Genomic DNA, 26,280 nt, shown 5'->3' on the forward strand with positions numbered 1-26,280 from the left:
ATAGGAAGCAATTTATCCTTACTGTCACTTTTGCGCACTCGCTAGCGATCAACCGAGCCCGGCATCTTCGGCACTTCTGCGCGCCAAGCCCGCTGCCCAATCAACCTCTCCCGCACCGCGCGCCATGGCTGCAAGCAGCCGATCATGGAGCAAGCTCCCCAACGGCAGCGGCACGACCACAGAATCCGCCGCCGCCAGCACCAAGCGCATATCTTTCAGTCCTAAACTTAACTTGAATCCAGCCGGTTCAGCTCGGTCTTCGACGATGATCCGTCCGTAGTTGGCGTAGATCGGCGAACCGAAGACCTTGCTGACGATCTCGAGAAATTGCCCGGGATCGACTTCCGATTTGCGCACGAGCGTGAACGCTTCTCCGAGCGCTTCAACCATTGAGGCGATTAGGAAATTGCCCGCAAGCTTCACTAAGTTCGCTCGCTGCGCCTCGGGTCCAACATTGAAGAGGCCCTGCCCCATCGCCTCGAAGAGCGGACGGCATCTTTCTATCTGCTCCGCCGGCCCGGCAGCGACGATCCACAATTTGGCCGCCTCGGCAGCTTCCGGTCGCCCGAAGACCGGGGCCGCAACGTAAGCTTGACCGGCGGCCTCGTGCGCCGCGGCCAGTCTTTCGGACAGTGCGACGCTGATCGTGCTCATCGAAACATGCACCGCTCCGGGCCGTAGCGCCTGCAATGCCCCATCTTCGCCGAAGATGACTTGTTCCACAGCCGCATCATCCGCGAGCATCGTGATGAGCGCTTCCGCGTCACGCGCCGCTTCGGCTGGACCAGCAGCGACGCGCGCGCCTTCTGCAACGAGCGCGTCGGCTCGATTGCGCGTGCGATTGAAGACGACGAGTTCATGACCGGCGCGCAACAGATTACGCGCCATCGGCAAGCCCATTCGTCCAAGACCGATGAAACCGATCTTCATATGCCCTCTTCTCCGATCACGCTTAAGATGCTTTCGTTCGACAGTTTTTCACAGCGCGAGAAAGCTCATCGGCTGTAGACTCACCGTTTATATCCTCTGCGTTGCGATTGAAGCGGTCAACTTAGAATCATCCGGCTTAATGCTTGATTGGATCGCCAATCGAACGATACGCCTCATTCATCACATGCCGTAGCTTGTCAGGATTCCGTACGACATAAATGGCTGCGATCAAGCCGTGATCGATCTCAAGCGCCGTAGTCTGCCAAGCGTCACCCTGTTCGATGGAGATGAATCCAGGCAAACCATTGATGAAGCAATAACGGACGAGTTGTGACATCTTTTCGGCAAAAACTAGCCTAAGCGAAGCATGAAGCGCCATCACAGCTTCGATTCCGACGATGGCTTCTCGGGCGGCTGGCACCTTGCCGCCGCCATCGGCGTAGGCGACGACGTCATCGGCTAGAAGCGACCGCAGCCGTTCTAAGTCGCCATAGCGGGATGCTTCGAAAAAGGCCGATGCGATCTCTAGCCCGCGCTCTTTCGAAAGAGCGTAACGGGGGCGTGAAGCCCGAACGTGAAAGCGCGCGCGCCGGGCCAGTTGGCGACATGCCGAAGGCTTACGATCGATGATGCCAGCGATCTCATCAAAGCTGAGACCGAACACGTCATGCAGCAAAAAGGCCGCGCGCTCCAAAGGCGATAAACGCTCCAACGCCATCAAAAGCGGCAGCGTCACATCATCATCGAAAGACTCTTTCTCTAGATCGATGATCGGCTCTGGCAACCATGGCCCGATGTAGCTTTCACGCCGATGCTGTGCGGATTTCAAATGATCGAGACAAAGATTGGTCACGATGCGACTCAAGTAAGCCTCTGGCTCACGCACAGCATCGCGATCCGTATCGAGCCAGCGGAGAAATGCCTCTTGAACTATATCCTCGGCGTCCGCCACCGACCCCAACATCCGATAGGCGAGGCGAGTCAATCGCTGGCGCGAGCGATCGAAGATCGCAGCGACATCGAGAACTTGCTCCTTCTCCTCCTCATCACTCATTTGACGTGAATGGCACAGCGCGGAAATTCAAAGCCTGCTATTCGATAAGGCTTCTCCGCTTCATCACTCATTTGACGTGAATGGAACTGACCTTGTATAGGGCGGGCGAGACGCTCTTGGCCAAAGCGCCAAACCGTCTCAATTGCGCTTGAGCCTCAGGGCTTTTTATCATGCGCTCAAAATCTTCCTCCGACGCCCACTGCGCGTAGTTGACCACCCGCGTCCCGTCAAGGCTGCAATGGATGTTGACCGAGACAAACCCCGGTTGATGTCGCATTACTGTTTCGGTCGCTTCCGCCAAGAGTCGCGCCAGCTCGGCTTGCTTCTCCGGCGCAACCTCATAGACGTTGATGAGCGTGATCACAGATCGTTCAGTGTCGATGGTTGTAATTGGCCGGTCACTCATATGATCCTCCATCGTCATCGCGTCTCACCAACTATGACGAGATAGCTCGCCACGGTGTGACATAGCTTTGAGGGATCTTCAGGTTGATCCGACGAATGCGCTCGCTTCCTCTCCGCTGCCTGAACCACCCCTTTGAGGATCTATCTTCACGGAGAAATGAAAGCTCGTCAGCCGCAATCCTTCGCGCTCGTAGAAGCGATGGGCCTCTTTCCGCCACGTCGCCGAGTCGAGATGCAATTGCTCGCAACCTTCCTTGGCAGCGAACTCTTTCAACCACGCAAGCAGCTTCGCGCCATAACCTTTGGAGCGGCTCTCGGAGCGCGTCACGAGATCGTCAACGTAGAGGAAACGCCCCCACGGTAAATTCTCGCCGATGCGAAAGCCTGCGACGGCAACTATCTCCCCCGCATCGCGCAACGCGGCTAACTTGTAACCCGTCGCCTCGAGCTTTCTGATCCGCGAGATGAACTCTTCTTCACTTATGTGGGGCCGGAGCTCTCGCATGACTGGATAACAAGCCGCTATTTCCTCATCCGCGACGACTAAACTGATGACTCCATTCTCCTCGCCCATCTTTCCCCTTCCCCGCCCAGCGGTCTTAAAGTCCTTTCAAGATTCACTCTTCATTTCCCAATATCGGCGTAAGCTGCGCCTTCGCCAGCGTGACGAACCCGGTCGTCCAGATCACCGATCCGCTTTAGCCGCTCCGGTTTGTAACATCCGCTTTCCGCCGCTACCTCCGCAACCGAGCTTGCCGAAGTTACTTTAATCGCTCAGGTTCATAGCTGCCCGGCACGGCCCGAAAACTGATCGCCAACCTGTTCCAGCCGTTGATTGCCACTACCGCCATCGTCAAATCGATCAACTCTCGCTCGCTGAACTGTCGGCGCACTCGCTCGAAGACGTCATCCGGAACGTGCCCGTGCGTGATGAGCGTTACGGCTTCGGCCCATTCTAACGCGGCGCGCTCACGCTCCGTGTAAAAGGGGGCCTCGCGCCAAGCATCGAGAAGATAGATGCGTTGTTCGCTTTCGCCTTTCGCTCTGGCATCTTTGGCGTGCATGTCTATGCAGAAAGCGCACCCGTTGATCTGTGAAACCCGAATCTTAACGAGTTCGAGCAGAGACCGCTCGAGACCAGATTCGCGCACATATTTTTCGAGCTGACGCATGGCCTGAAGCGCGCCCGGCGCGATTTCATCATATCGTATGCGCGGTTCCATATGTATCTCCTCTCCCTAAAGATCGATGGAATGCCTTCCGTCACTTAATCATGACGAGGCAGATCGTCTCAGTGTGACAAATCTCGAACCGCCGCCCTCTTCCGCACCTTCACAAAGCCATATGCTCGCCGGTCAAATCTGCCCTGCCACCCGTGCGCGCCATCGCTGCCAATGCTTTCCTCGGACAGATCGCCTCTTTGATGTAATCCAATAACGCCGTGCCGACGCTGCGAATGAGCCTCTCCGACTCAGTATCGAGGCAATTTCCCTTCTCGTCGAAGATCTCCTGCACCCGCGCGACTGAGACGGGATTCGGAAGCACAATCGCGCCAACATGTGAACAGACGCTACGCAGATGCTCCAACGCCTTGATGGCGCCGATTCGACCATAGGCGACTCCTAATAGGGATATCGGTTTGCCGGCCAGCGCGCTCGGAAATCCGAGATTTTCGATCGCCAATTTGATGACGCTGCTGAAACTGCCGTGATACTCCGGCGTTGCGATCACAATGCCAGATGCTTTTTCGACCTCTTCAATGAAGCGTTCCGTGGTCGAGTCTCGACCGGCTTTGCCGGGAAGAGGCAACGCGATCCGATCGAGATCGATCTCAATGACCTCAACTCCCGAATGCTTCCGAAGCTCATCGTTCACGATGGCTAAAGCTTTCGAGGTGTAGTTGCCAGGACGCACGCTGCCGCAAATGGTAACGATTCGAATATGCGCTGTTTGATCGCTTGAGTCGATCATATCACAACCTCCCGAGTCGATTATGATCAAAAACCGGATTGTAACATTACATGTTACAATTTCTTTTGTCAATAGCTTACCGCCAATTTATAATCAACGGCGCGAGCCGTCTCGGGAAGATCGCCGCATTCATCGGAAGCGATCTGCATCGAATTTCGAAACGGGTGGCAACTCTCAGGCGCTCTATACCTCTACTTTCCGGGACGTTTCATGTCTTGCGCGCTATGATTCTCCGCCAGTTTGGGATCGAGCGTCGCAGTTATGAACTCATCCCCGCCGATACGAAAAAGAGTCCTCTTCACCAAACTTTCAAAACCGCCCTCATTGTGCCCCTCATCAATGTTGGGCGATTATGGCTAGGAGTCAGCTCAAAGATAGCCAAGGCTGAAGGGGAATCTGGCCGGAAAAGGTATTTAAGCTTCTACTCTTTAGGAACAAGTCAGTAGTTCTACTCCGATCCTCTGGCCTTACCGTAGATATCATCCTCCTTAACCGGCACTTCGATTTGCGCCTGCCCACCCAACTTCAAGCGATCGCGCGCCGTGAACATCCCACCGCGCGCCGATTGCAAGGGAGCAAAGTGCATGAAGCCGATCGGGACTGTCAGGTCATCGTAGATGGCTTCCATGCCGCCTCGCTTGAAATATGTCTCATGCCAGAAGCCGGTGCCACCTGAATCGCGCAAAAACTCCCGCCACCACGCTTGATGCGGGAGCGATCGCGCCCACCGCTCAAGCGATTCGAAATCTCGCCAGTATTGCCTCATCCCGAAGTGCGGCGGAAAGAACGAGAAGATCATGTCCTCGTGCAAAAGGAGTCCATCCGGGCGTTCGGCGACCGCTTCTCGAATCTTTCGGCCAAAACTTAACAACGTCCGCACTCCTTTGAGTCGGTTGACTCTCATCCCAAGATAGATCACCACGAGATCCGGATAACCGGAAAGATCGACCGTTTGTCGTGCCACTCGACTCTTCGTGTCACTCAATCTCATCTCGCCTCCTCAGATAACGCGCGATCAATTCTGCCACTGCATCAGGTCGCTCTTCAGACCAATAATGCTTGGCTTGCCTTGCGCCAGCGATCTAGCAGGTAAACATTAACCGGAAGATCGCAGTCACAGAACCGCCACAGATGAAAGGTGGCATCTTTTCGCCCCTGCGCGGGATGTACGAAGCTCAGTCCGAGCGAAGGTGGGTGATCTGCTGCGATCGTGCAGTTAAGGCTCATTTGTTTACCTGATAGCGTTACGGCGAGCGTGGCTTTTTATCGCGCTATTTAAACAAGGCAATCTCGCCGTGCCGACCGAGCGCTTCGCTTTCGGGTGATAACTCTTTGCGCCGCCTCGAACGCTTCGGGCAAGTCATGCTGAGATGCCTGTCGCGCTCGCGATGGGTTCATGCTGAACCGCTTCCCGAATGTGTCAATGAGAGAGCAGCCGCGCTCGGAGTTGCTGCGCCACTCCGAGTCAATGATCGTCCGCCGCGTTTCATATAATCTCCCGTGGATTCCATCAATATTCTCTCAAGAACATGTGCTCCGATTCCAGCTTCGTCGCGGCTTCATACCACACGGCGAAGCGGCCGAACGGCCAAGCTCAGCCATCCGCCGGAGCGCTAGCGGGAGGCGAGTCGGCTGCAGCGGGTGTGAGGCGGCTTCTTCATTGTATGGACAACCTCTCCAGATAGTCCCAACAAGTACGCCTATCGCTTAGCTTCCCATCGCCATCAACACTTGCTTTACTCTCTCTGGCAGTTCCACGGGTACAAACATGGACGCCGGATAAAGATACCCATCTGGCTCCGATAAATCCTCATCCACGATGCGAATCATATCGTGCGCCTCCGCTTCGGGATCTGGCAGTCTACGGTACACTTTCCCGACAATCAGGCTTGCCGGATTGCCCTCATTGTTGATGCAGATTACAAATTCGCTCATCGGATCACCCTCTTGATCTTGAAATCCTTACGGCCTATGCCGTGAGCTTCATACCAGTGAACCTCGGCCTCACATATTGTACCATCCGCCAGTTCTACAGTGGCTATGCCTTTCATCTTCCGCCATCGTCCCCGGCCGTAAGTGCGCTCCAGATAGCGTCGGATGTACACACCTCGGCCCGATGCAATGGTCTCGATGTCTCTGATTTCGCCGATAATCTTGAATCTTGGGTTCATCCATCATACTCATGTGCCGATTGGGGTCAGACTTGCTCTTTGCTTGTGCTCTTCAATGGGTGACGCACCCTCTTCGACCACTGGCGCGTCCGCCTAACGTCCAGATTCACCGGCGCTGCGCGAGCAACTGAGATCAACCGCACACGCTCCGCTGCATCCGGTGCAATCCTAGTTCGGCCGCTGTTGCGGTAGCAGCAGACCGAGCGTGACCATTGCCATTGCGAGAACGAACATCGCCCCGAGTACCCAGCTAAGCCAGCGCCGATCGGGATTCCGAACCCACACATACAGCACGCTCGAGAGCAGAAGCGATTGCACGAGTACCTCCGGGAGTCCTCGGACTTGCGCCGGCCACGGAACCCGCGTGTAGACCAACCCTTCGACCGACGCCGGTGCCGGACCGAATGTCGAGAAGACACCGATCGCCACCAGAATCCACCACATCGCGAGCCACCCGCGATCCTGCAAAAACAGCCGCTCGCGCAGGATGAAGAACACGCTCGCGAATAGCATCCCTCGCAACGGTTGAAACAGCGGCCCGGCCATTACCCACCGGTCGCCGATCGGGCGCATGAAGCACGACAGCTCAGGAAGCGCGAAGAGGTCTTTGTACCCGAGCACGGCCGCCGCGATGGCACCGACGACAATGTAAGTGAGCGTGTGAACCACGACCGTGCGAGCGGCGAGTGACCGAAAGCTCAGGTTCTCAGTCTGCACACTGCCTCCCAAGTATGCCGCGCTCAAGGCGGACCGCCGAACGCTCACGATAACCAGCGCGCAGGCTTTTTGCGGGATAAAGAGTACGCTCGCTGGCGCGTCCGGTTCATCGTATTGTTCGATAGCGCCCCTCGCCTGTCAACAGACCTCGCTACTCCTTCACTGCCATAACCCCAGCAATGCACGGGCACATGCCTCTAGCTCCGCTTGATCCTCAGCAGTAAACGCCACCTTTTGCTCGCTCTCAACATCGAGCGTCCCAAGCACACGATTACTCCGCAGCTCGATCACCGGCACGATGATCTCCGATTGGGTACTACCGAAGGCTGTCAGGTATCGGGGGATTTTTCGTGACGTCATTGGAGACGACGGTGCTTCTCGATGCCACCGCTTGGCCACTTAATCCCTGCGTTACGGGAAAGCGCGGGTAAGCCGTTGCTCCGATCCTGCTCCAGGCGATGACGGCGATCTCCTCATCATTGACATCATAGATGCCGACCCAACGGTAGTTGTCAGCGGCACGGATCATTTCGGCAATGCGTTGCGCTTTGGTGATGCGATCAATCGGTAGATGGATGGTCTCTGTGATCTACTGCCTGATGTGATCGGTATTCACCTAATCTCCTTTACACGAAAGCCACCGAACGCTCACACTCGGCGCGCCGGGCCGCTGAATATAAAGAGTACGCTCATCGGCGTGTCCGGTTGAATGTGTTGTTGGGTGGCCCCTCCGCTATCCATTCGATCTAACCGCCTCCTGATATGCTGCCAGCAACTCTGCGTCATCTATCGAACCATGATGATGCACCTGCCGCCATTCTCCTTCTATTCGCCGGAAGACCCTGGTTGTCCTAATCGCTATCTTCAACACTCGATCGCCTGTTCGATACTCACCTCGTTCTCTGCCCACTACATAGAAGATCTCCCCTGCTTCATGATAGCTGTAGTCGTAGAACTCAAACCAATATGGCTGAGGACTGGGGAAGACGCGCTCGTAGACGGCTCTGATCTCCTCCCAGCCGCGCTTAATGCCGCCGACAGGGTTATCCATTACCGCTTCGTCCGTTTGCGCCCAATTACTCGCCATCTTCTGCATGTCCCTGGTATTGAGAGCTTCATAGAACTCAGACAGTGCCTTCGTGGGGGCTGATAGGAGACTCTTCTCTTCTTTTCCAGTGATAGTTTTTTGTTCAAGCTGCATTACAGTAAAACCTCACTCCAAACAAGATGGAACTGTACATACTTGGACGAATATCGCCAAGCGGCGTGCGTACCAGCACGAAGAAACGTTCCGGTTTAGCGGCGGCGCGCAATACTATCTGCTGCAACCGGTTGCTAATTTTCACTCCCCGAATGCGCGCCACGATGCCTCTGTGCTCGGGAAAACGAACAAGCAACTTCACCCTCTCACGACACACAAGCCCGCTGTTCTGAACAAGAGCTGGAAGACAAAGGAGGTACGGGCGAAAACCGCATCTCTCACGACACGCAAGCTCGCCGCTCTGAACAAGAGCAGCCAGCGCCCCTGATTCGGACAACGCTCCTGGATGAGGCGGGGCAGCGTCTTTGCCGCTCATCATGCTTCTATTTTCTTTCCCACAAACAGAAAGTGATCGCTGTGGCCAAGGCCTTCGGGCGTCGCTCCCGTTCGCTCCACCAGATCGAGCCACGCTTCGCGCTCATCCGCCGAAAGCTCATTCAACTTCGCCTGCCACACGGTCGTGAATGATTCTGTGCCTACCAGAGCCTGCTCCTCGAAGCGTTCCGTCAGCAGCGATCGGAACTCCTCCACGGTCGTCAGATGTGCATACCCGATCGGCGCAGCGCGCTCGGGATCGAGCTTTCCAGCCTGCAAATACTCTTCGTGAAACGCCTGTCGCTTGACGCCCTCCTTCGGGTTCTCGCAGAAAAGATCGCGCAAGTACGCCAACCGATTGATCCCTGCGGCGAACAAGATGCCCCCCTCTTTCAACACACGATGCGCTTCGTTGACCGCCTGTCGTCGCGCAGGTAATTCTCGAAGATGATAGAGCGGTCCGAGCATGAGAACCGCATCGCAGCTCTCATTGCCGAGGCAACCTAGATCGGTCGCTGATGTTTGAACAACGGCTCTGATCCTGTGGCCGAGCTCTGCTCGCTCCAAACGCTCGCGCGCTGCATCGAGCAATCTTGCGCTCACATCGATGAGATAAATGCTGCACCCTCTCTTCGCCAGAAAAGCCGCATAGTGACCGGCGCCAGATCCAATATCAACTACAACGGCCTCCTTCGGGATATATCGATCCAAGTAACGGCAGGTAATGGCATATTCTACCGGGCAATGTTTCTCCAGCCGTTCCAGTTCAAACTGAAACGCGGCATTATCGTAGTGTTCAGCTACATTTTGTTCGGTGTACATATCTTCAATATTAACATTCGATCGTCAGAAGACAGGAATACAGCCCAAATGAACAGATGGCCCATTTCACCATTGGCGAATCCCTTTTTCGTCCTTCGGGGCGGACGTCCGTTCACGGGCGATTCCCCAGCCGGGCACCCCTGGGGACCCTGTAGGCGAGATGTCTTCACGCAGTGGGAAAATCGCCCGACGGACCGTAGATCGCAGGCACGCGCCCGCCCATCGGGCGAATGTAGACGCTCAGTTGACCGCGATGGTGAATCAGGTCGAACAGATACCCCCAGGCCATCTCGCGAAAAGGCGCTTCCCAAACCAGCTCGCCTTGAGCCAGCAGTCGGCCCGTCCATCCATCCCAGCGACCGTCATCCGCCTTCGCAAGCTCCTGAGCGACAGCCTGAGACGCCCGCTCGTATGCCGAAACGATCCCTTCGAGAGAAGCCGGAGGCGCGTGCAACTCCCAGTGAGCTTCCCCCGTACCGAGAAACTTCGCCAGCAGCGACGTCACATCGGCGATCGTCCAAGCCAGCTCACGAGCCGAACGCGACCTCTCGTGAGGCCGAAAGTCCAATTGATCTTCGGGCAGCGCCTCCAGCACCCGTCGAAATCGGGGCGCTTCATCTTGCCAGAAACGCGCGAAGAGTTCGCGATCGTTCATTGTTCTCCTCCTTACTTTATTGAGCCGAAGATGTACGAACGAGCTTCGGCGCAAGTTCCAAGATCTCAGAAAACCCTTCCCCTCCTTCTCGTCATATCCGTCGTGCCAGCGGATTCTCATGAGCCTCACAGAGTTGATGAGACGCGAAACGCTCAGCAGGAAGCCCCTCTGCCAGCGATGGACTCTCCACTCTATTATGCGCTCTTTGTGAAGCTCAATAGGACCGAGCCCACCCAATGAAATCGGTTACCGCAGGCTCCCCGCCCAACTGCCGAACGAGAAGCGCTATCTGCCCGCGATGATACGCCCCATGACCGAACAGGTGCGTGATGATCTCTTCGAGCGTGTTGTTGTACCAAACCCCAGAAGTCGTCTGATAGCGCACCGTGCGTCCCAGATCCTCGGGATTCAACTGGGCGAGGTAGCCTTCCCATCGGTCAAGGACCTGGCCGATGCGATGCCCCGCTTCTTCCAGGGACAGGTCGGCTGGGAACAACTCGACCGCAGCCTGTCTGTTTTCCACCCGCGCAAGCCAGACTTCGAGGGCTGCGGCCAGGTGTCCCAACAAGGTGACGGCCCGCTGATACGGCGGCTCACGCCTGCGGGCTTCCGGCACGCTCCGCAGGGCTTCCACGACCGCTCTGGCGCAGTAGCGCTCGTAGGCCAGCCAGCGCGAGCACCGGTTCTTAAACATCACGCACCTCCTGTAGAGTGTAATCTTCGACAGGTCGTTGATCGTCAGTGAAGAACTGCCCGTGAAAGCCAAAGGGGATGTGGTGGGGAACTTCGGCGCGGACGACCTCGGTGAATGAAGCGGCATCGAGCACGAGTAAAAAAGAGTTGCCCTCGGCGGCGTTGAGCACAATGGAGAGCACGACGCCATCATCTTCGGCGGCGGAATGGGGAGCGGGAACGAAGACCGGTTCCCCCGGGTAGCAGTTTTCCTGCCACCACACTTTCGAGCTACGTTCCCGCACATCTACTTTCACGAGCTGATTAGGGAAGTCAGTTGGGCGATCCTGACGACTGCTGATACTTGAACTCTGGCAGAAACAGACTAATCCATCACCAAACACATCTTCGAATGTTGGAATTTTGATTGCAACACCATTGCTTTTCCAACCTTCATCAACGAATACACGTGCTTTAACTTTTGGATATTCTGTCGTCTGTTCCATAAACCATTTTAACCGGATCAACAACCAAAAAAGGGCGGTGTCTTCCACCTTGCTGAAATCGAAAGGGGGGATACGATCCGGCAATTGCCCCCTGCAACGGGAGCGAAGATAGGATAACGTTTCGGGATCAAAAGTTTGAACAATGATGGGGAATTGATAAACTGAGAAGATGTGCGCCATAAACTCAAACAGTGCCAATCGAACTTGGAGATCAAGCCCCTTAAACTCTTTTCGACCTGCATAAATGTCTGCAAAATGGAACTCTCTGGCTCCTGTCAGTCTCTGAAGCTCCTGTAGTGCCCCAGGAAACTGCTCAATAACTTCGGGCATTTGGTGCGGTGGAACGATAACGGCAACCCAAGATTTTCGTTCTGGATGAAAGTTTGGTGGTGTGTCGGATAGACCAGAATGCCATATGCACGGCCAGCAGCAAGCTCATTTAAAAAATCTTGGTACTTGTACTTAGGGCGTCCCATGTAAGCTACCTCCGCTGGGAATCTTGCTTCAGCGCCATCTAACGATAAAGCTCAGCCGACTGCCTCCGGCTGGCGGCTGTAGCGTGGTGTTAATCGGTGTGATGTTTGTACTTTCTCACCGTCTTCGATAGGTCTCTCGGCGGTGACCGATCGCGTGGATCACTATGATCTTTTCATCCCAGAGCACCTCGTAAATGACGCGGTAGTCACACGGAGCTTGTAAAGTCCCACAAGGTCACCAGTCAATGCCTCAAGACGAATCGCATCCAAGTTCGCAGCCAGCCAGTTGATGCGCTGAACGATACGATGTCCTATAGACTTGTCTAATCGCTCCAGCTCTTGAGATGCGGCACCCAAGATGCGAATGCAGTACTCTGCCATTACCCCAATCCAAGACGCCGAATCACATCTTCAAACGGTTCACCACGTTCACCGCTTGCCACCGCTTGCTTTTGGCGTAAGAGCCTATCGCGAACTGCCTTTCGAATAGGTAGACCCTCATCAGGATCTCCAAGCAGTTCTGACAACTTTTGTTCAATTATAGTTTCGATCATTTCTCGCAGTTCGTCTTTCGTCATCTGAGCTACTGTAGCCATAATCTCCTCCGTAAACTTGCGACCTTGGCGGTCTGCCGAGCCGGCTAATGCTGGAATTAAGCGGCGGCCCACCCGCAAACGACAAGCCAAAAGGTAACGGACAACTTTCATAAAAGGCAAGCTGGCGGGTAGTCCGCTCCAATGACTTGTTCGGCGTCGCTCGGTGTTATCCGGCTGCGTTGTAATACTTGCCTATATCGAATTTATCTACAAAGTAACGATTTCGCCACTGTGGATTTACCTTATCAAGCAATAACCCTTCGGCTGCGCCAAAGGAATAAAACGCAACGCGCTGAGATTCGCCTAGTTTCTGTGTTTGAAGCTGCTTAAATATTCGCTCGCGTATTGCATCAGCCACCTGCGCGAATGAAGTGTAATCTTTCAACGCCCGAAATTCTCTGCTCGGTCTGTATTTGGCTGCCGCCAATTTTGCCACCTGATACTCCGTATAACGTGCGATCCCTTCCTGCCATAACTGAAATGAGAAATACTTGTAATCATCAGGGCTAAGCATCTGCTGAAATCGTTGTCGCGCTTGAAGGTATGCAGCCAGTTTCATGGAGCGTTCTGCCTTGTTCTTCGATTCAAGCGCGTCCGCAAGCAGCTTACTCAACGTGGAAAACTGTTCCTGCACCTCTGCTTTGTCGTAAGGAAAAGCGAAGTTCAGCATCCACATGCCTGTCTGATCGCCGCGAGACAAATTCAAGGCATTAACGTCCGTGTAATAATTGGGCTGGGAGGATTGTAATTGGTGGAAATGTTCGTGAAGCAACGTTACAATCCAAGGGGTAGAAGTTTGAGCCGATGTATTTTCGGCTTGCCCGACGACAATCGTTGAAACAATGCTTCCCCTTATGGCAGGCATCGCGGCTAAAAGATCTGTCGGATAAGTTCTTTTACGAAAATACACTTCACTTTTCAGAAGCGGATCATAACCAATCAAAGTGAAGTCTGGCGAGGGCTTCGGATGTCGAATTAAGAACTCATTTTCAGGTGTGACAAGCAACACGGCGAAAGGAGCTTTATCCCAATCTTTCCAGATGCGATTCCCTATGGTCTCTCCAAGCCTGAATGCCTCGGCTAATCGTATCCGGTCAATGTCTGGTATGGTCGGCTTCTCTTGCGCCAAGACACTACAAAAGGGCAAGAGTAAACCAATTGTAAGAATGAGCTTTGTGCTCATACTCTTTTCTCTACACACTCAACAGCCAGCCAACGCCAGAATTAAACGGGAGCAGCGAACCGTCGGTAGATTCAAGTTGACGATGAGAGACAAGCTAACTCGCGCTCCACTTCAATGAGTTGTTCAATTGCGCCCCTTGCAGATATCTCGTCCTCTAACCGAACTTACGAATTTTCGGCCACAGCTCTGACCACGGTTCCCGCGGCCTGCGGCAAAGATAGATGTCTGGCTGGCGCGACTCTTCGTTCTCAACTCCTAACGAATTCGGCACACGACCCGCGAGGATTACTGACTCGAACCGCTGCTGCAACCACTCACGTTGACCTCCGAGCACTATTACAGTCTCGGGAGGAGGGTTACCGTAGCCCCTGGCCCAAAACGAATTGACCCCGCTGATTGCTTGCGGGAGCCCATAACGCGGACCATACAAATTGATCGCTCCTGCTTGACCATAGTTCGTGCAGAAGATCGCTGCGCGCGCCCTTTCGTTTTCGGGAATCGTGTTCCAGATGCGCGCCACCTCAGCGACGAGCTCCGGCCAGCCGAACTGTTCTCTCAGGTCTCCGTTTTGCGCGAGCGCTCGTTTCCACCAATGCGAGCCAACTGGCGCGATGGGGAGAACTATGGCTGCGACAAACGCGCCCGCCAGCAGCAGAACCGGAACGGCAGCCATCATCACCCACTTCTCGGCGGCGGCACGCACATCGAGTCGGCTCATAACCCAGCTGGCGCCCGCAGCTAACAGCATCGGATAGATAGAAGCGGCATAGTAGTCACGGCCTTGTGCTGCGGCGAAGATAGCGAAGGAGGAAACTGCCATCCATCCGAGGACACGAAAACGACTCAAAGACGGTGAGATAAAGAGCGCAATTAGGCCTGCGCTCCACAAGGGCACCGTAGCCGGGTTAGCGGGCACGAACAACTGATTAACGAAGAAATTATCAGTTCTGCCGATGCTCACATCCCGCGCATGTATGCTCTTTAGAAACTCGAGCGTGATGAAGTCATGCTTCATTTGCCACACGAGGTTCGGCGAAGCGATAACTAATGATATAACAACGCCTGCCCATAGCCACGGACTAACAAGATGTTTCCGCAGCGGGGTCGCAAGAACTCCGACGGCGAGGCCGGCCACGCAAACAAGGATCGTGTACTTCGTGAGAAAACCCAATCCCACTGCGCTCCCAATCGCCACCCACCAGCGCCGGTCATCTGTCTCCACCAACCGCACAATCAGCCACGCAATCAGAACCCACCAGAGATAGTCGAATGAGACATACTGAAACAGAGAACTTGCCGAGAGCGAGACGCCTGAAATGGCGACCGCCAAGGCAGTGAGCCACTGAGCGGAGTGATTTCCTCCGAGGTGCTTAGCCATGCTCGCGGCCAGCACAATCGCTACACTTTGAGCCATGGCGGCGAAGAAGCGGAAGCCAGCGAGCGACTCACCGAATAAGGTCAAGGCAAGACGACCGATGAACGGAGTAAATGGCGGATAAGCAACGTACCCCCACGCGAGGTGACGGGCGTCGTCAAGGGTTGCCAACTCGTCTCGATGAAAGCCGTACTGCTGGTTAACAATAGTATGGAAGATGAGCTTGACAACAGCAAAGCCCGCGATCAAAAGTAATGTCCTGTCAGTCCTCGCTGTCGTCAGCACGCTCATTCCACAATCCTCATAGCATGCCTTAACCGTAGTGAAGCAATCTAACGCTCACTATCAGCGGCGGTGCGTAACGCTGTTCGTTGCCTACTGTTTTATGCATGGCACACGGAAACCAAAGCACACCCAATCCTCCTTCGTTGCGGTTTACACCCATGTCCTTCCTGTAAATATTACAGATACACGAGAAGTCTTGGCAACGACCTTTCTCAGAGGTGCATTTTCTACCTCAAGCGGGGCAGGCGCGTGGTTCCGCGGAACTTAACGACCTTTCTCAGAAGTGCATTTTCGACCCTGAGCTCTTTGAGGCGCTCGGTCTGGTCGATACCAGTACTCATACTACGAAGGCGCATTTTCTTACCGTTTCCCAAGTGCGGGTAGTTTGTTCTTTGCCAAAGGTTTTCTCCAGAAGGTTCATAAATACCGGACCTTTCGGATGAGGAACATAAGTGGTAAACACCTCCAACCCCTGTACTTCATGAATGATAACGCCCTCGTGCCGGATGGGCAGAGCGAGCTTTGCATCGGGAACATGCCATAAAAAAGTTACGACCTGCTTCGCTCCCTTCGGAAACAAATAATTACTGAAGGGATCTGCGGCTAATAGTTTACGCAGATGTTCAACCGAGCGGATGGTAACAGGGAAGGAACGTCCGATATTCCTTTGAAGATGCTCTTCTATTCTCCGCGCGAGGGCTTCCTCATCTCCAATCGTAGCATGAAAAGCCACATTGCCGCTGGAAAGTATCGTCTTCACTTCCGTGAAGCCACCCGCTTCAAAGCACTGCTTCAGATCCGCCATTTTCAGATTCATAGGGCTTACGCCCCGCAGAAAAGCTACAAATCTGGGCATAACATTCATTCTAAAATGATAGAATCATTGTTATTGCATTCGCTTATCGGCAAAGAGGAATGATAGCAGTTTCTGCGCTTAAACGTTTGACAACCTAAAATGTTTCGTCACCACACATGACATTTGTTACAGCCTAAAGAACTCTCTCCAACGTCGTTCTTCCTCCTCGGGCGACACATCTTCAATATGGGTAGCAATCCACCAGATGTTGCCGCAGGGATCCTTCACGCCGCCGTATCGCTCGCCTGAGGGCAAATTTCTGATTGCGAACACCGACTCCCCACCGGCAGCCAAGGCTTGTTGATAGACCCGGTCCCAGTCTGGCACGTACAGGTAGATGGAGGCGGACATGGGCCTAAACTCGCTGCTGGCCTCTCCAAGCATCACCATCGAGTCACCGATGCGCAGCTCTGCATGCATCACCGTGCCATCGGGACGAAATTTGCGATCCAGGATTTCGGCATCGAATGCCGTTGAGAGGAACTCAATCAATCGGTCAGCCCCTTCAACCAGCAAATAGGGCGTTACTGTATGGAATCCCTCGCGAATTTGCCTGACTGATATTTGGTCCTGATTCTTGAGCTGTTCACTGGACACAGATGCTGAATATACAGTTTCGTTGTGTTCCAGATTAGCGACCAATCGCTGCAGAACGTTGATGGTTGTTGCGTACTCTGCTTCAGTGATTCCTGCAACAGCCTGCTGCCGAATGGACCGCTGCACCAACAGGGCTTTGTCGTACAACTCCTTACCCGCTGTTGTCAGGTTGAATCCATTCTCAAACGAGCCGCCGACTAATCCTCAGACAACAAGTTCACCAATAACCCCGTCGATTGTTGCGTGATTAGCGAATGTTTGAAGTGTACTCACGATATCGTCACGCATGACCGTACCGCGTTGAAAGATGATGTTGAGAGTCTGCCACGCGAGGCGAGAGAGACCATTCGACCGCTGAGCGTCATCAATTCGTTGCGTGAGAAGTTTATCTGCCCGTTTGAGCCAATAACCTATCGGGAGCTGCTCTTTTATCTGTTTGTTCATTGCCTGCTCCACGAACTTTTTCAGTTCCTCCAGCATCATTCCCCACATCTTCTCGGAATGCTTGCGTGCTTCTTCGGTCGCATTATTGTCCTGGGACAGTGAGACGCGGGTTTGGTGTCCCTCGCCCGATAACTCAATCGTCACCGTGTGATAGTTCTCCGACTTGTCAGGTAGACCCGAAAGCGGGCTGAAATGACTGTACTGGAGTACTCGCGGAGGCTCGAACCGAAGAATCACACCTTTGTCCTCATACGATTTGCCCTGCCACTCTCCCTTCCAGGTAATCGGGCTTCCTTCGCGCCAGTCCGTGGCCACGTTGGTCCCAAACATGTATTGTTTGATGGCCTCAGGATTCACCAATGCATCCCAGACCCTCTCGGCGGATGCGTTTATGGTGATGGAAGCTCTGGCGATTAGATTGTTATTCATGATTTGCTCCTATATGCAGAGTTCTCATTCTTGGCGTTGCTGCATAACGGTCAAGCTCACCTGCCGCCATGGAGCGCAGCGGAGTGGCGGTCAGGTGCAGCACCTTGTTAGCGATTCTCTCGAGTTTCATCCTTCATTGCGGCACTGGCAATTACCAATTCAGCTCCAACTATGAGCAATGCCCACCCCCATTGAAGTTGGACTGATTTGCATTGCTATATCTGCTAGATCACGAAAAGGGTTGCCCGCAAGCTCTGACTCTCTATCTGCTTTTGCTTGTGACATTTTTGATTGGAAGTTGATGAAGGTGAAAAGCATCACCCCAAGACTCCCGATGCCCGTGAACCAAAACCCTTTGAATTTCTTCGCCAGCACCAAGACCAGAGAAATCACAGCAAAAATTAAGACGATCGTTCCATCACCCTGACCATTCTGGAAGTAGTTCATGTTTCCCATGATTGGGACGCTCACAATCGGAGTGAATACACCGATGAAAAGAACGATTGAACCGATAAGGCCGAGCAATTGTTTCGTGTTCATGATTTCTCCTTTCTTGTATCGCTAGCGACCCCGCTCACCTGCCGCGGCGGCGCGGGGAGCGAGGAGTCTCGGAAAGCCTACCTGCTGCCGCGGTCAGGTGCAGCGCCCGGTTCGGCGGCGATTCCCTCTCCCTGGCCTTCGATCCCGGGCTGTTGACACAGGGCGAGTGGTAGCACGACCCCGAAGCGGTCCTGGAGCAATTTCATATCCTGAAGGTCCACCTCATCCGGGGTGTAGCCCTGTGCGTGGCACTGCACTTGCGCGTCCGGGGACAGGCAGCGCACGTCTTTGTCCCGGATCCGGCCCCGGCCCTGGAAGGCGGCGCGTGGGAAAGGCCACTTCCGGCCGTCGGGGAGTGTAAACACACCGAACCCTCGCTCGTCGAACGCGATCGCATGCACATCGACCTTGTCGCCCGCTTCGGTCTTCAGCACGAAGTTGGTTTCCGTCCCCCCGGGCTGACGCGCGTATCCGGCCGCCCGGGTGACGGCAAGCAGGCGGGGCACGTCTTCGACACGAATGATGATGTCGAGGTCCCTGTGCTCTCTGGTCTGTTCGCCGAGGAGCGCATCGACCCCCCAGCCACCATCGAGGCACACCTCGATGGACGAGGCTTCCATTAAGTCCAGGAATTCCACGACAACATCCGATGTCATACAGGTGATCCGCACCTCCGCGCCGCCGAACGTTCAGCATCAGCGGCGGCGCGTAGCGCCGGCCTCTGCATGCTATTGTTAGCCGCACATCTCATTTGAGCGATCTCCGATCGCAGCTTTCAACGCTGCAATGTCTATTCTCTTCATCCCGAACAGGGCGATGTTCATGCGCTCCGCTTTCTGCCGGTCCGGGCCCTGGTCGACTTCCCAGACGAAAGATGGCACGATTTGCCAGGACACACCGAAGCGGTCCTTAACCCACCCGCAAGGCTGTTCCTCGCCATCTTCGGAAAGAACTTCCCAGAGCCTGTCAATCTGCTCCTGGGTCTCGCATGAGACATAGAGCGACATGCTCTCGTGGAACTTTCCGAAGCAAGCCCCGCCCCGGAAGGCCACCACTTCTTCCCCATTGAGCGTGAAGCGAATGGTTTTCACATCACCGGCCACGCCGGGCATGATGTCTTCGGACATCTCCGGCACCTGCCGCAGTGCTGTAATCTCTTGTTCGCCGAAGTAACTTCGGCCCAGAATCTTTGAGTTCCCGAACACATTGTTGAAGAGTTCGACGTACGTGGCGACGGCTTCCTCGAGGTTCTTGTTGAATCCCAGGCACACGGTAATCGCTTTCATTGGCTGACCTCGCTATTGAGCTTGTGGGGAGCCGAGTGGTGCTCGTGCACAATCTGCCATGCGCGGTTGCGCTTCATTAAGCCCAACGTCAGGCGACACACCGGTTCGGAAGAGCCGCCGATGCGTAACAGCGCGGTTGCAAAGGCAACTGTGTCACCTGCCGTGATGCGTAGGTCTTCGAGGACGAATACTTCTCGATCCGGTGCACCATAGCGAAAAAAGAGCTCCCAGGTCTTTCGATACGCGTCGAGCCCCTCGGATTGAAGGGGCTCGGGGACGTCGAACATGAGCACGGATTCTGAATGGTTGGCGAGGATGCCCTCCATGTCACCACGCTGAATGGCCCGCTCCCAGGAGCGGATCACGCGCTCGATGTCTGATTTTTCTGCATTGGTGTCCATAAGGCTCATAACCCTTTGGCATTTGATGAAACATGCAACAACCATCACCGTGCCCGCACATAGCGGCACACCTGAGCGCCGGTGCTTGCCTTCGCCGCTGAAATGAGTTCAAACGGCAGCGACTTGGCCATCGCCGGGAAGAGCTTCTTGCCGCTGCCGATGACCAGGGGCACGACCGTGAGCACCAGCTCGTCGACTAGATCGGCGGCGAGGAGTGACTGGACCATCGTGGGGCTGCCGTAGACGTAGATGTAGCCGCCCGGCTGCGCCCGTAGATCAGCCACCGTCTTCAGGAAGTCGCGACCGCGGATGAGCGTTGTTGGATGCCACACGATGTCCTCCTCCTTGAGCGTGTCGGACACCACATACTTTTGCACGCGGTTGATCCAGTCGGAAAAGTCGTCTCCGGACCGGCTGGACCACGCAGTAGCCGATACTTGATAGGTGTGGCGCCCTTGCAGGAGCGCGTCGCTCTGCTTGGCCAGTTCGTCAAACGTCCCGCCGATAATCTCCGGGTCAAAATACTTCACCATCCACCCGCCGTGAGCAAAGCCACCGTCGGTGTCTTCCGTCGGGGCACCAGGCGCCTGGACAACACCGTCGAGGCTGATGAATTCCGTGATGAGTGTCTTCATAGGATCTTCTGTTTTCGTGTCAGCTACGTTTATGCTGGCTAACGTCGAGCATCAGTTGCTGGCTAGCCCGCAGCTCTTGGCGGAGGACGGCGTGTACGTGGACCGTACAGGGTCCGATTCCCGGCAGTGACACCGATCCACATCGACTGGCCCACTGCTCATCGGCTATATGGTCACCCCGCCATCAATGACGAGATCATGACCGACGATGAAGCTCGACTCGGGGGAGGCGAGCCACAGCACAGCCGCCGCCACTTCCTCGGCCAGACCGATCCGGCCGAGCGGGACGGTCTCGCGGTAGCGCTCAGCGCGTTGGGCTTCGGTCTCGCCGGGCCGGAGCGACATCGGCGCTTCGATCGGACCGGGGCTCACGGCGTTGATGCGGATCCCTTGTGCGATATACTCACGTGCCGCGGTGCGCGTGAGCGCACTCACCGCGGCCTTTGTGGCCGCGTAGGCTCCATACATTGGGGCTGACTTGTGAACGCCGAAGATCGAGGCCATGTTGATGATCGCGCCGCCGCCGTTTCGGCTCATGTGCGCGATCTCGTGCTTCATGGAGAGCCATACACCGGTTAGGTTGATCGCAATCACCTCGGACCATGTGGCCTCGTCCACATCCCCGATCCGCTGCGGCGTGCCGAGGACGCCGGCATTGTTGAAGGCAATGTGTAGTCCGCCGTGCCGCGCGACCACGGTCTCGACGAGACGCACGACATCGTCGCCTCGTGTGACGTCGGCCACGATCGCACTGCCTTGCCCCCCTCGGGCTTCGATCAGCTTCACTGTCTCGGCAAGAGGTTCCTCACGCCGGCCCGCGGCGACAACAGTCGCTCCTTCGCGAGCGAAGGCGAGTGCAGTGCTCCGGCCAATGCCGGAACCGCCACCGGTGACCAGAACAACTTTGTTCGTGAATCGCGCGGTCATCTGGTGTTGAGACTCACCGCCTTGGTTAGAAAGTCGCTTTGTATTCATGGAAGATACCTTTTTCTGATTTCTGACAATTGTTTCTCTGTTCTTAGCCTACCACGCATCACGCATTGCTTTCGGAGCATCCATCGAGGTTCCGATACTGTCTTCGCCGCATCTTCTGCTCTAAGCATGCGCTTGTGAACGCAACGTCGGATACTGCTCGACGTTTGAGACGCTATTTGGGTTGACGCGGCGGTGTGCTTCCATCTCCGTGCATGGTTTTGGGAGCCATTGTGCTGCTGTGCCGCTCCAGAAAAGCGGCGATCAGGACTGCTATGCGTGGTGCCTCTTCTTCGAGCGCAAAGTGACCGGTTTCGAATAGATGCAGCTCCGCATCCGGCAAGTCACGCAGGTATGCATACGCCCCGGCCTCGATGAAGAAGGGATCGTTGCGCCCCCAGAGCACGAGTGTGGGAGGGCGGTGCCGGCGTAACCAAGTCTGCCACTCTGTGTATTGCGCGACGTTATTGTGATAGTCGAGCAGCAGATCGACCTGGATCGCCTTGCGACCGGGCTGATCGAGAAAGTGCTGGTCCAACGTCCACCCATCGGGTGCGATGCGCGCGACGTCGTGCGCGCCGCCCTCGTACTGGCTGCGGGTCATTTCCAGCGTCAGCAGGGACTGCGCCTGCTCGACTGCACCGGGTACGCCGGGCCGCAGGGCTACGAAAGTCCTCGCGATCTCGCTGAGCCCTTCGTAATAGGCGTTCGCGTTCTGCACGACGAGGCCTGCGATCCGTTCTGGATGCGCCAAGGCCAATCGCATGCCAACTGGCCCACCAAAATCAAACATGTATAGGAAGTACTTCTGCAGGTCGAGCGCGTCGCAGAAACCGGCAATGGTGCGCGCGAGCTGATCGAAGCTATACGCATACTGGCCACCTGCCGACGCGGGCAGAGGGGCGTCACTGTAGCCGAAGCCTGGGTAATCGGGCGCGATGACGCGGTAGCGCATGCCGAGCGCATCCATCAATCGCCGGTATTGCGCCGACGACGAAGGAAAGCCGTGCAATAGCAAGAGCGTCGGCGCCTCGCGCGGACCGGCCTCGCGATAGAACACGCGCACGCCTTCAATCTCAACGTAGCGGTGGTAGACATTGGGTAGTTCCATGGCCTCTCCTCGATGAATTCCGTTGAACGGTTGCGACCGGCGCGCCGCAACTTCTCCTATAGCCCTAGTGGAATTTGGATTGCTGTCTTTCGCGCGCTTCTGAGCGACCGGCGTCAGCGCTTGTAGCGCTAATGCCGGAACGCTGGCCGCGCCGTTCAGAAACATGCGCCGTGAATAATTCATGAAACACTCCCGATCCTGTATAGCGGTCACTAAATAAATTTGACCGCTCCCATCAAGACATTGTCATCGCTATGAAACAGGGGCTAGGTCGCGCGCGGGCGACCGTGGAGCTGCGAGCAACTTATCACCCGCCTCTTGGCGCAAGCCCTCGGAGATGGCGCGCACAGCGAACTTCGTGCCCGAGTAAACTGACTGGTTCGGCACAGTCTTATGACCTGCCGTAGAAGCGATATTGACAAAATGCCCGAAACCCTGTTTGCGAAAAACAGGCAACGCTGCAGCGATACCGTACAGAACACCTTTGATGTTGACGTCGATCATCTCCCCCCCCGATCTTCGACGCGCAGATCTCGAGAGGAGACGCTGGCATGATCCCGGCGTTATTGACGAAAACGTCCAGCTTGCCAAATCGTTCGCATGCCAACGTAACGAGATCGAACCCATCCTGCCGACATCTCAAATCTGTGCGTGCATATGCCGCTTCTCCATCCGCTTCTGCGATGCGTTCAGCGAGCGCCCGCAGACGATCCAAGCCGCGCGCTCCAAGCACGACCTTCGCACCGCGTTCAGCAAGTAGTAGCGCAGTAGCCTCGCCGATGCCGCTACTGGCACCCGTGATTATGATGACCTTACCTTCAATTTCCGACATGCGATGTGCCTTCTCTTCGCGATCCGTCTCCTCGTTCGGCGGCGACCTGTTCGCTTAACATACGTCTGTGGCTATCTGTTGGCAGAATACCCGCAAGTAGGTGACCCGTCAAATTCTAGATCTTTACGTATGTGTAACGGTTGTAGATTCGATTGCGCTGCGCTCACATCTCTGAGCGCAAGTCTAGTGCGCCCGCGCCGCGCGGTGCAAATCCACACCCTCCCGCGCGATGAAACTTTCTTACGCTCACCGCCAATCGGCCATCTTAAGTTGGGAGCGGACCAGCACACCGCGCGATGAAACGCTCCACATTCACTCCCTCACTCACTGCCCGAGCCGCTTCCTCTGCCGTCTCGATCGTCGCTCGGCGCGGCACACACCCCAACACAGGCAGTTCGCAAAGCTCCTCCAACATCTCAGGATTGGTCCGCTCGGCCACATTCGCGGTGTTTGCGTCATAGCCAGAGATGACGATGCCGACGACCGATAAGCCCTTGCTTCGCGCGTAGTGGACGGTCAAGTAGGTGTGATTCAACGTCCCAAGGACCGGACGCGCAACGATAAGCACCGGCAGATCGAGTTCTCGTGCAAGATCAGCCATCGTATACTTCGGGCTGATGGGAACGCTCAACCCACCGGCGCCTTCGACAAGCGCCCATTCATAGTGCGTCTTGAGATGCTCCCACGCTCGCCAGATCGCCTCGAAATCAACAGCTCGCCCCTCGCGCCGCGCTGCAACGAGCGGTGCGAGCGGCTCCGAATACCGACACGGCACAACCCATTGCCGATCCCCTTGAATGTCGGCAGCTTCAGCTAAAAGCCGTCCATCATGTGGCAACTCTCCTCCGCTTGCCGCCTCACAGCCGGTCTCAATCGGCTTCATCACCCCAACCCGATGCCCGCGCTCGACCAACAGTCGCGCAAGCCCTGCTGCAACGACCGTCTTCCCAACCCCAGTATCCGTGCCTGTGACGAAACATCCTCTCATCGCTCTACTCCTTGCTCGGTGAAATCAGGCTCACCAAATCGCCCGTGTGACTAAACATCCTCTCATCGCTTTACTCTCTCGGCAACAAGAGATGCCAGTGATAAGGATAAAATCCGCTTTATTCGCCGTACAGGTCAACTACCCCATAGCTAAAGCTAGGGGCTTGCGCCTAGCCCGCTTGCGCGGGCTGGCACGCGAGGCCGGTTGACAACGGCCCGCCAGCGGCAGGCATGCCACCGCTGGCAAGGTACTTCCGGGCTATATTGCGGGCAGCGTTGAGATCGGCGTTTAGCTCGAACCCGCAAGCCCGGCATAGGAACCGCGACTGGGAGCGTCGATTTCGACGATGGACATGTCCGCAACGGGAGCACATCTGCGACGTGTGACGGGGATCGACACCCACAACCTTGCACCCCTTAGCTGCTGCCTTGTATGCCAGGAAGCTTCTGAGTCGCGCGAAGCTCCAGGAGTGCAGGCGACGGCGCGATTCCCTGCCGCGCTGCTTAGTGCGGGTGCGGATGTCCACCAAGTTCTCCACGACGATCACGGTGCCGGGCTGGACGGAATCGACGATACGCCGACTGAGCACATGGTCGCAGTCGCGCCGAAAGCGGTTGACCTTCCCGGCCAGCTTGCGCAGGTGCCTCTTGGCCGAGCGGGTGCCTTTGCGCTGGAGACTGCGACGGAGCCGGAAGTACCGGCGCTCGATCTCCTTCCAGCGGCGTTTCCCAAAGAAGCGATTGTGGGAGCAGACGGCAGGGCGCGAAAGGCCCATGTCCACCCCGACGACATCTCCAGACGGCTGGAACTCCACGTCGGGGATGGTGACGACGATATGCAGCCAGAACCGGCCTTTGCGATGGATCATGTCGGCGCTGTCGAAGCCGACGGCCTGACCCAGAATGCCCTGGGTGTGTGGATCGAGGGCGAACGGCACTTTGAGCCGCCCCGCCACGGACGCGAGGCTCACATAGCCCTTGGCGGCGCGAAGCGCGTAGGTGCGTGCGTCGTACCGAATGGGCACAGACGGCTTCTCGGCTGGGATGCCTTCTTGCCGCGCCTTGCGCGGCCAAGCGCACTCCTCAGCGCCTCGCGGGCGCGTTCCCTGGCGGCGACCACAAGCTGGGACGGGAGCGCTGGGAATCGCTCGCGCAAGGCGCGATAGGTGGCATGGTGGAGCCGGACGCCGTTCCTCTCCTGGTGCTGCCAACCATACGCGCACACGGCGTTGAAGCATTCGGTGTGCTGGCGGAGGGTTTCCCGGAGCGCGTCCGCCTGCTCGAGGGTCGGTTTCAGCCCGACCCGAATCGTCCGCTGCATGCTCATATGCTACTGCTACCACATTTCACGAGAGGAGGGAAGGCGGCGCTCCTCCCCAGCCCTGAAGGGCGGGGTCTCCGCGCCGCTGCAGTCAGATGAAATCAAATATCACGCACTCAGTTTGAACACATGAGCGCTTTTCTCGCTACCTTCGGCTAACGAGCGAGTATCACGCAAGTTCCTAACAAAACATCTCGATGATCAATGCCAGACACCGCTCCTCAATCGACAGGAATATTTCCATATATGCTCCCCTTTGCCCGCGCATCACTGCATAACTTCAACCACACGAACTTGTTTCTCGTCAATCGGAAGCGACGGTCGGCACCCTTCGTGTGTGCTCGGCCCTTATCTTCGCACGACTGATGCGCAAAGCTCGGCCTGACGTGTGAACGCCTTGCGAGATCTGGCTTGAAGGCACGGATGACATAAGGCTTACCGAAGACTTACGATGGTGAAGCGGTGGTTGCATTTT

The 26,280-nt window shown here is 55.9% G+C and carries 32 protein-coding genes and 1 pseudogene; all 33 read right to left on the reverse strand.

The genetic code is table 11. From position 1 onward, the window contains the following. Nucleotides 1-48 precede the first annotated feature (48 nt). Nucleotides 49-930 (reverse strand): NAD(P)-dependent oxidoreductase, encoded by an 882-nt coding sequence (locus PYK22_RS09280; protein ID WP_041976447.1) that lies wholly within the window; start codon nt 928-930, stop codon nt 49-51. A gap of 136 nt (nt 931-1,066) precedes the next feature. Then, nucleotides 1,067-1,984: a sigma-70 family RNA polymerase sigma factor gene (locus tag PYK22_RS09285; protein WP_041976450.1), complete on the reverse strand. Its 918-nt coding sequence runs from the start codon at nt 1,982-1,984 to the stop codon at nt 1,067-1,069. Nucleotides 1,985-2,051: 67 nt separating this feature from the next. Then, a complete protein-coding gene (locus tag PYK22_RS09290; RefSeq protein WP_099606183.1) occupies nt 2,052-2,390 on the reverse strand; it encodes an antibiotic biosynthesis monooxygenase family protein in 339 nt (112 codons plus the stop codon). 78 nt (nt 2,391-2,468) lie between these two features. Next, nucleotides 2,469-2,963: a GNAT family N-acetyltransferase gene (locus PYK22_RS09295; protein ID WP_083437744.1), complete on the reverse strand. Its 495-nt coding sequence runs from the start codon at nt 2,961-2,963 to the stop codon at nt 2,469-2,471. Nucleotides 2,964-3,150: 187 nt separating this feature from the next. After that, nucleotides 3,151-3,612, reverse strand: coding sequence for a carboxymuconolactone decarboxylase family protein (locus PYK22_RS09300; RefSeq protein WP_041976453.1), 462 nt, complete (start codon nt 3,610-3,612; stop codon nt 3,151-3,153). A gap of 109 nt (nt 3,613-3,721) precedes the next feature. Further along, complete coding sequence (locus tag PYK22_RS09305; RefSeq protein ID WP_041976456.1) at nt 3,722-4,360, reverse strand: NADPH-dependent FMN reductase; 639 nt, start codon at nt 4,358-4,360, stop codon at nt 3,722-3,724. 448 nt (nt 4,361-4,808) lie between these two features. Continuing rightward, on the reverse strand, nt 4,809-5,351 hold the full coding sequence (locus PYK22_RS09315) for a DUF4188 domain-containing protein (protein WP_041976460.1): 543 nt from the start codon (nt 5,349-5,351) through the stop codon (nt 4,809-4,811). Nucleotides 5,352-6,067: 716 nt separating this feature from the next. After that, nucleotides 6,068-6,295, reverse strand: a complete 228-nt coding sequence (locus PYK22_RS09320) for a hypothetical protein (protein WP_041976462.1) — start codon at nt 6,293-6,295, stop codon at nt 6,068-6,070. Next, nucleotides 6,292-6,531 carry a hypothetical protein gene (locus PYK22_RS18345; RefSeq protein ID WP_041976464.1) on the reverse strand — a complete coding sequence of 80 codons (240 nt, stop codon included), beginning with the start codon at nt 6,529-6,531 and terminating at the stop codon, nt 6,292-6,294. The genes PYK22_RS09320 and PYK22_RS18345 overlap by 4 nt, the downstream gene beginning before the upstream one ends. 168 nt (nt 6,532-6,699) lie before the next feature. Continuing rightward, complete coding sequence (locus PYK22_RS09330; protein ID WP_157770791.1) at nt 6,700-7,248, reverse strand: hypothetical protein; 549 nt, start codon at nt 7,246-7,248, stop codon at nt 6,700-6,702. 316 nt (nt 7,249-7,564) lie between these two features. Further along, complete coding sequence (locus PYK22_RS09335; RefSeq protein ID WP_041976469.1) at nt 7,565-7,777, reverse strand: hypothetical protein; 213 nt, start codon at nt 7,775-7,777, stop codon at nt 7,565-7,567. Nucleotides 7,778-7,981: 204 nt separating this feature from the next. Further along, nucleotides 7,982-8,449 carry a YybH family protein gene (locus PYK22_RS09340; RefSeq protein WP_041976472.1) on the reverse strand — a complete coding sequence of 156 codons (468 nt, stop codon included), beginning with the start codon at nt 8,447-8,449 and terminating at the stop codon, nt 7,982-7,984. Nucleotides 8,450-8,824: 375 nt separating this feature from the next. Further along, nucleotides 8,825-9,646, reverse strand: a complete 822-nt coding sequence (locus PYK22_RS09345; RefSeq protein ID WP_041976474.1) for a class I SAM-dependent methyltransferase — start codon at nt 9,644-9,646, stop codon at nt 8,825-8,827. A gap of 166 nt (nt 9,647-9,812) precedes the next feature. Further along, nucleotides 9,813-10,301 (reverse strand): DinB family protein, encoded by a 489-nt coding sequence (locus PYK22_RS09350; RefSeq protein WP_041976477.1) that lies wholly within the window; start codon nt 10,299-10,301, stop codon nt 9,813-9,815. A gap of 214 nt (nt 10,302-10,515) precedes the next feature. Then, nucleotides 10,516-10,995 carry a DinB family protein gene (locus PYK22_RS09355; RefSeq protein ID WP_041976479.1) on the reverse strand — a complete coding sequence of 160 codons (480 nt, stop codon included), beginning with the start codon at nt 10,993-10,995 and terminating at the stop codon, nt 10,516-10,518. Then, the gene (locus PYK22_RS09360) at nt 10,988-11,809 is read right to left on the reverse strand and encodes a carotenoid oxygenase family protein (RefSeq protein WP_041976481.1); all 822 of its coding nucleotides are present in this window, start codon (nt 11,807-11,809) and stop codon (nt 10,988-10,990) included. Before PYK22_RS09360 ends, PYK22_RS09355 begins: the two co-directional genes overlap by 8 nt. A gap of 261 nt (nt 11,810-12,070) precedes the next feature. Then, entirely contained in the window at nt 12,071-12,142 is a 72-nt protein-coding gene (locus PYK22_RS18350) for a hypothetical protein (protein ID WP_408003163.1), read from the reverse strand. Between the two features lie 193 nt (nt 12,143-12,335). Then, on the reverse strand, nt 12,336-12,551 hold the full coding sequence (locus tag PYK22_RS17565; RefSeq protein WP_157770792.1) for a hypothetical protein: 216 nt from the start codon (nt 12,549-12,551) through the stop codon (nt 12,336-12,338). Between the two features lie 166 nt (nt 12,552-12,717). Further along, entirely contained in the window at nt 12,718-13,734 is a 1,017-nt protein-coding gene (locus PYK22_RS09365; RefSeq protein WP_157770793.1) for a hypothetical protein, read from the reverse strand. A 154-nt stretch (nt 13,735-13,888) separates the two neighbouring features. Beyond that, complete coding sequence (locus tag PYK22_RS09370) at nt 13,889-15,400, reverse strand: glycosyltransferase family 39 protein (RefSeq protein WP_041976486.1); 1,512 nt, start codon at nt 15,398-15,400, stop codon at nt 13,889-13,891. A gap of 331 nt (nt 15,401-15,731) precedes the next feature. After that, nucleotides 15,732-16,259 carry a DUF1697 domain-containing protein gene (locus PYK22_RS09375; protein WP_328286920.1) on the reverse strand — a complete coding sequence of 176 codons (528 nt, stop codon included), beginning with the start codon at nt 16,257-16,259 and terminating at the stop codon, nt 15,732-15,734. 117 nt (nt 16,260-16,376) lie between these two features. Beyond that, complete coding sequence (locus PYK22_RS09380; protein WP_211197659.1) at nt 16,377-16,994, reverse strand: VOC family protein; 618 nt, start codon at nt 16,992-16,994, stop codon at nt 16,377-16,379. Nucleotides 16,995-17,051: 57 nt separating this feature from the next. After that, entirely contained in the window at nt 17,052-17,720 is a 669-nt protein-coding gene (locus PYK22_RS17270) for an SRPBCC domain-containing protein (protein ID WP_083437746.1), read from the reverse strand. A gap of 159 nt (nt 17,721-17,879) precedes the next feature. Beyond that, a complete protein-coding gene (locus tag PYK22_RS09390) occupies nt 17,880-18,260 on the reverse strand; it encodes a hypothetical protein (protein ID WP_041976489.1) in 381 nt (126 codons plus the stop codon). Between the two features lie 77 nt (nt 18,261-18,337). After that, a complete protein-coding gene (locus PYK22_RS09395) occupies nt 18,338-18,916 on the reverse strand; it encodes a nucleotidyltransferase domain-containing protein (RefSeq protein ID WP_060635519.1) in 579 nt (192 codons plus the stop codon). Nucleotides 18,917-18,994: 78 nt separating this feature from the next. Continuing rightward, nucleotides 18,995-19,546, reverse strand: coding sequence for a VOC family protein (locus PYK22_RS09400; RefSeq protein WP_041976491.1), 552 nt, complete (start codon nt 19,544-19,546; stop codon nt 18,995-18,997). After that, entirely contained in the window at nt 19,543-19,947 is a 405-nt protein-coding gene (locus tag PYK22_RS09405) for a YybH family protein (RefSeq protein ID WP_041976673.1), read from the reverse strand. Before PYK22_RS09405 ends, PYK22_RS09400 begins: the two co-directional genes overlap by 4 nt. Before the next feature lie 44 nt (nt 19,948-19,991). Continuing rightward, nucleotides 19,992-20,582, reverse strand: a complete 591-nt coding sequence (locus PYK22_RS09410; RefSeq protein ID WP_041976493.1) for a dihydrofolate reductase family protein — start codon at nt 20,580-20,582, stop codon at nt 19,992-19,994. A gap of 165 nt (nt 20,583-20,747) precedes the next feature. Continuing rightward, complete coding sequence (locus PYK22_RS09415; protein WP_041976495.1) at nt 20,748-21,509, reverse strand: SDR family NAD(P)-dependent oxidoreductase; 762 nt, start codon at nt 21,507-21,509, stop codon at nt 20,748-20,750. A gap of 220 nt (nt 21,510-21,729) precedes the next feature. Beyond that, nucleotides 21,730-22,665: an alpha/beta fold hydrolase gene (locus PYK22_RS09420; protein WP_041976674.1), complete on the reverse strand. Its 936-nt coding sequence runs from the start codon at nt 22,663-22,665 to the stop codon at nt 21,730-21,732. A gap of 279 nt (nt 22,666-22,944) precedes the next feature. Then, a pseudogene (locus PYK22_RS18355) lies at nt 22,945-23,497 on the reverse strand (SDR family oxidoreductase); the annotation flags it as partial. Between the two features lie 265 nt (nt 23,498-23,762). Beyond that, nucleotides 23,763-24,485 (reverse strand): dethiobiotin synthase, encoded by a 723-nt coding sequence (gene bioD, locus PYK22_RS09430; RefSeq protein WP_041976497.1) that lies wholly within the window; start codon nt 24,483-24,485, stop codon nt 23,763-23,765. A gap of 169 nt (nt 24,486-24,654) precedes the next feature. Further along, on the reverse strand, nt 24,655-25,509 hold the full coding sequence (locus tag PYK22_RS17275) for an RNA-guided endonuclease InsQ/TnpB family protein (protein WP_157770794.1): 855 nt from the start codon (nt 25,507-25,509) through the stop codon (nt 24,655-24,657). Nucleotides 25,510-26,280: the final 771 nt, after the last annotated feature.

Source organism: Pyrinomonas methylaliphatogenes, from assembly GCF_000820845.2.
Classification (GTDB): Bacteria; Acidobacteriota; Blastocatellia; order Pyrinomonadales; family Pyrinomonadaceae; genus Pyrinomonas; species Pyrinomonas methylaliphatogenes.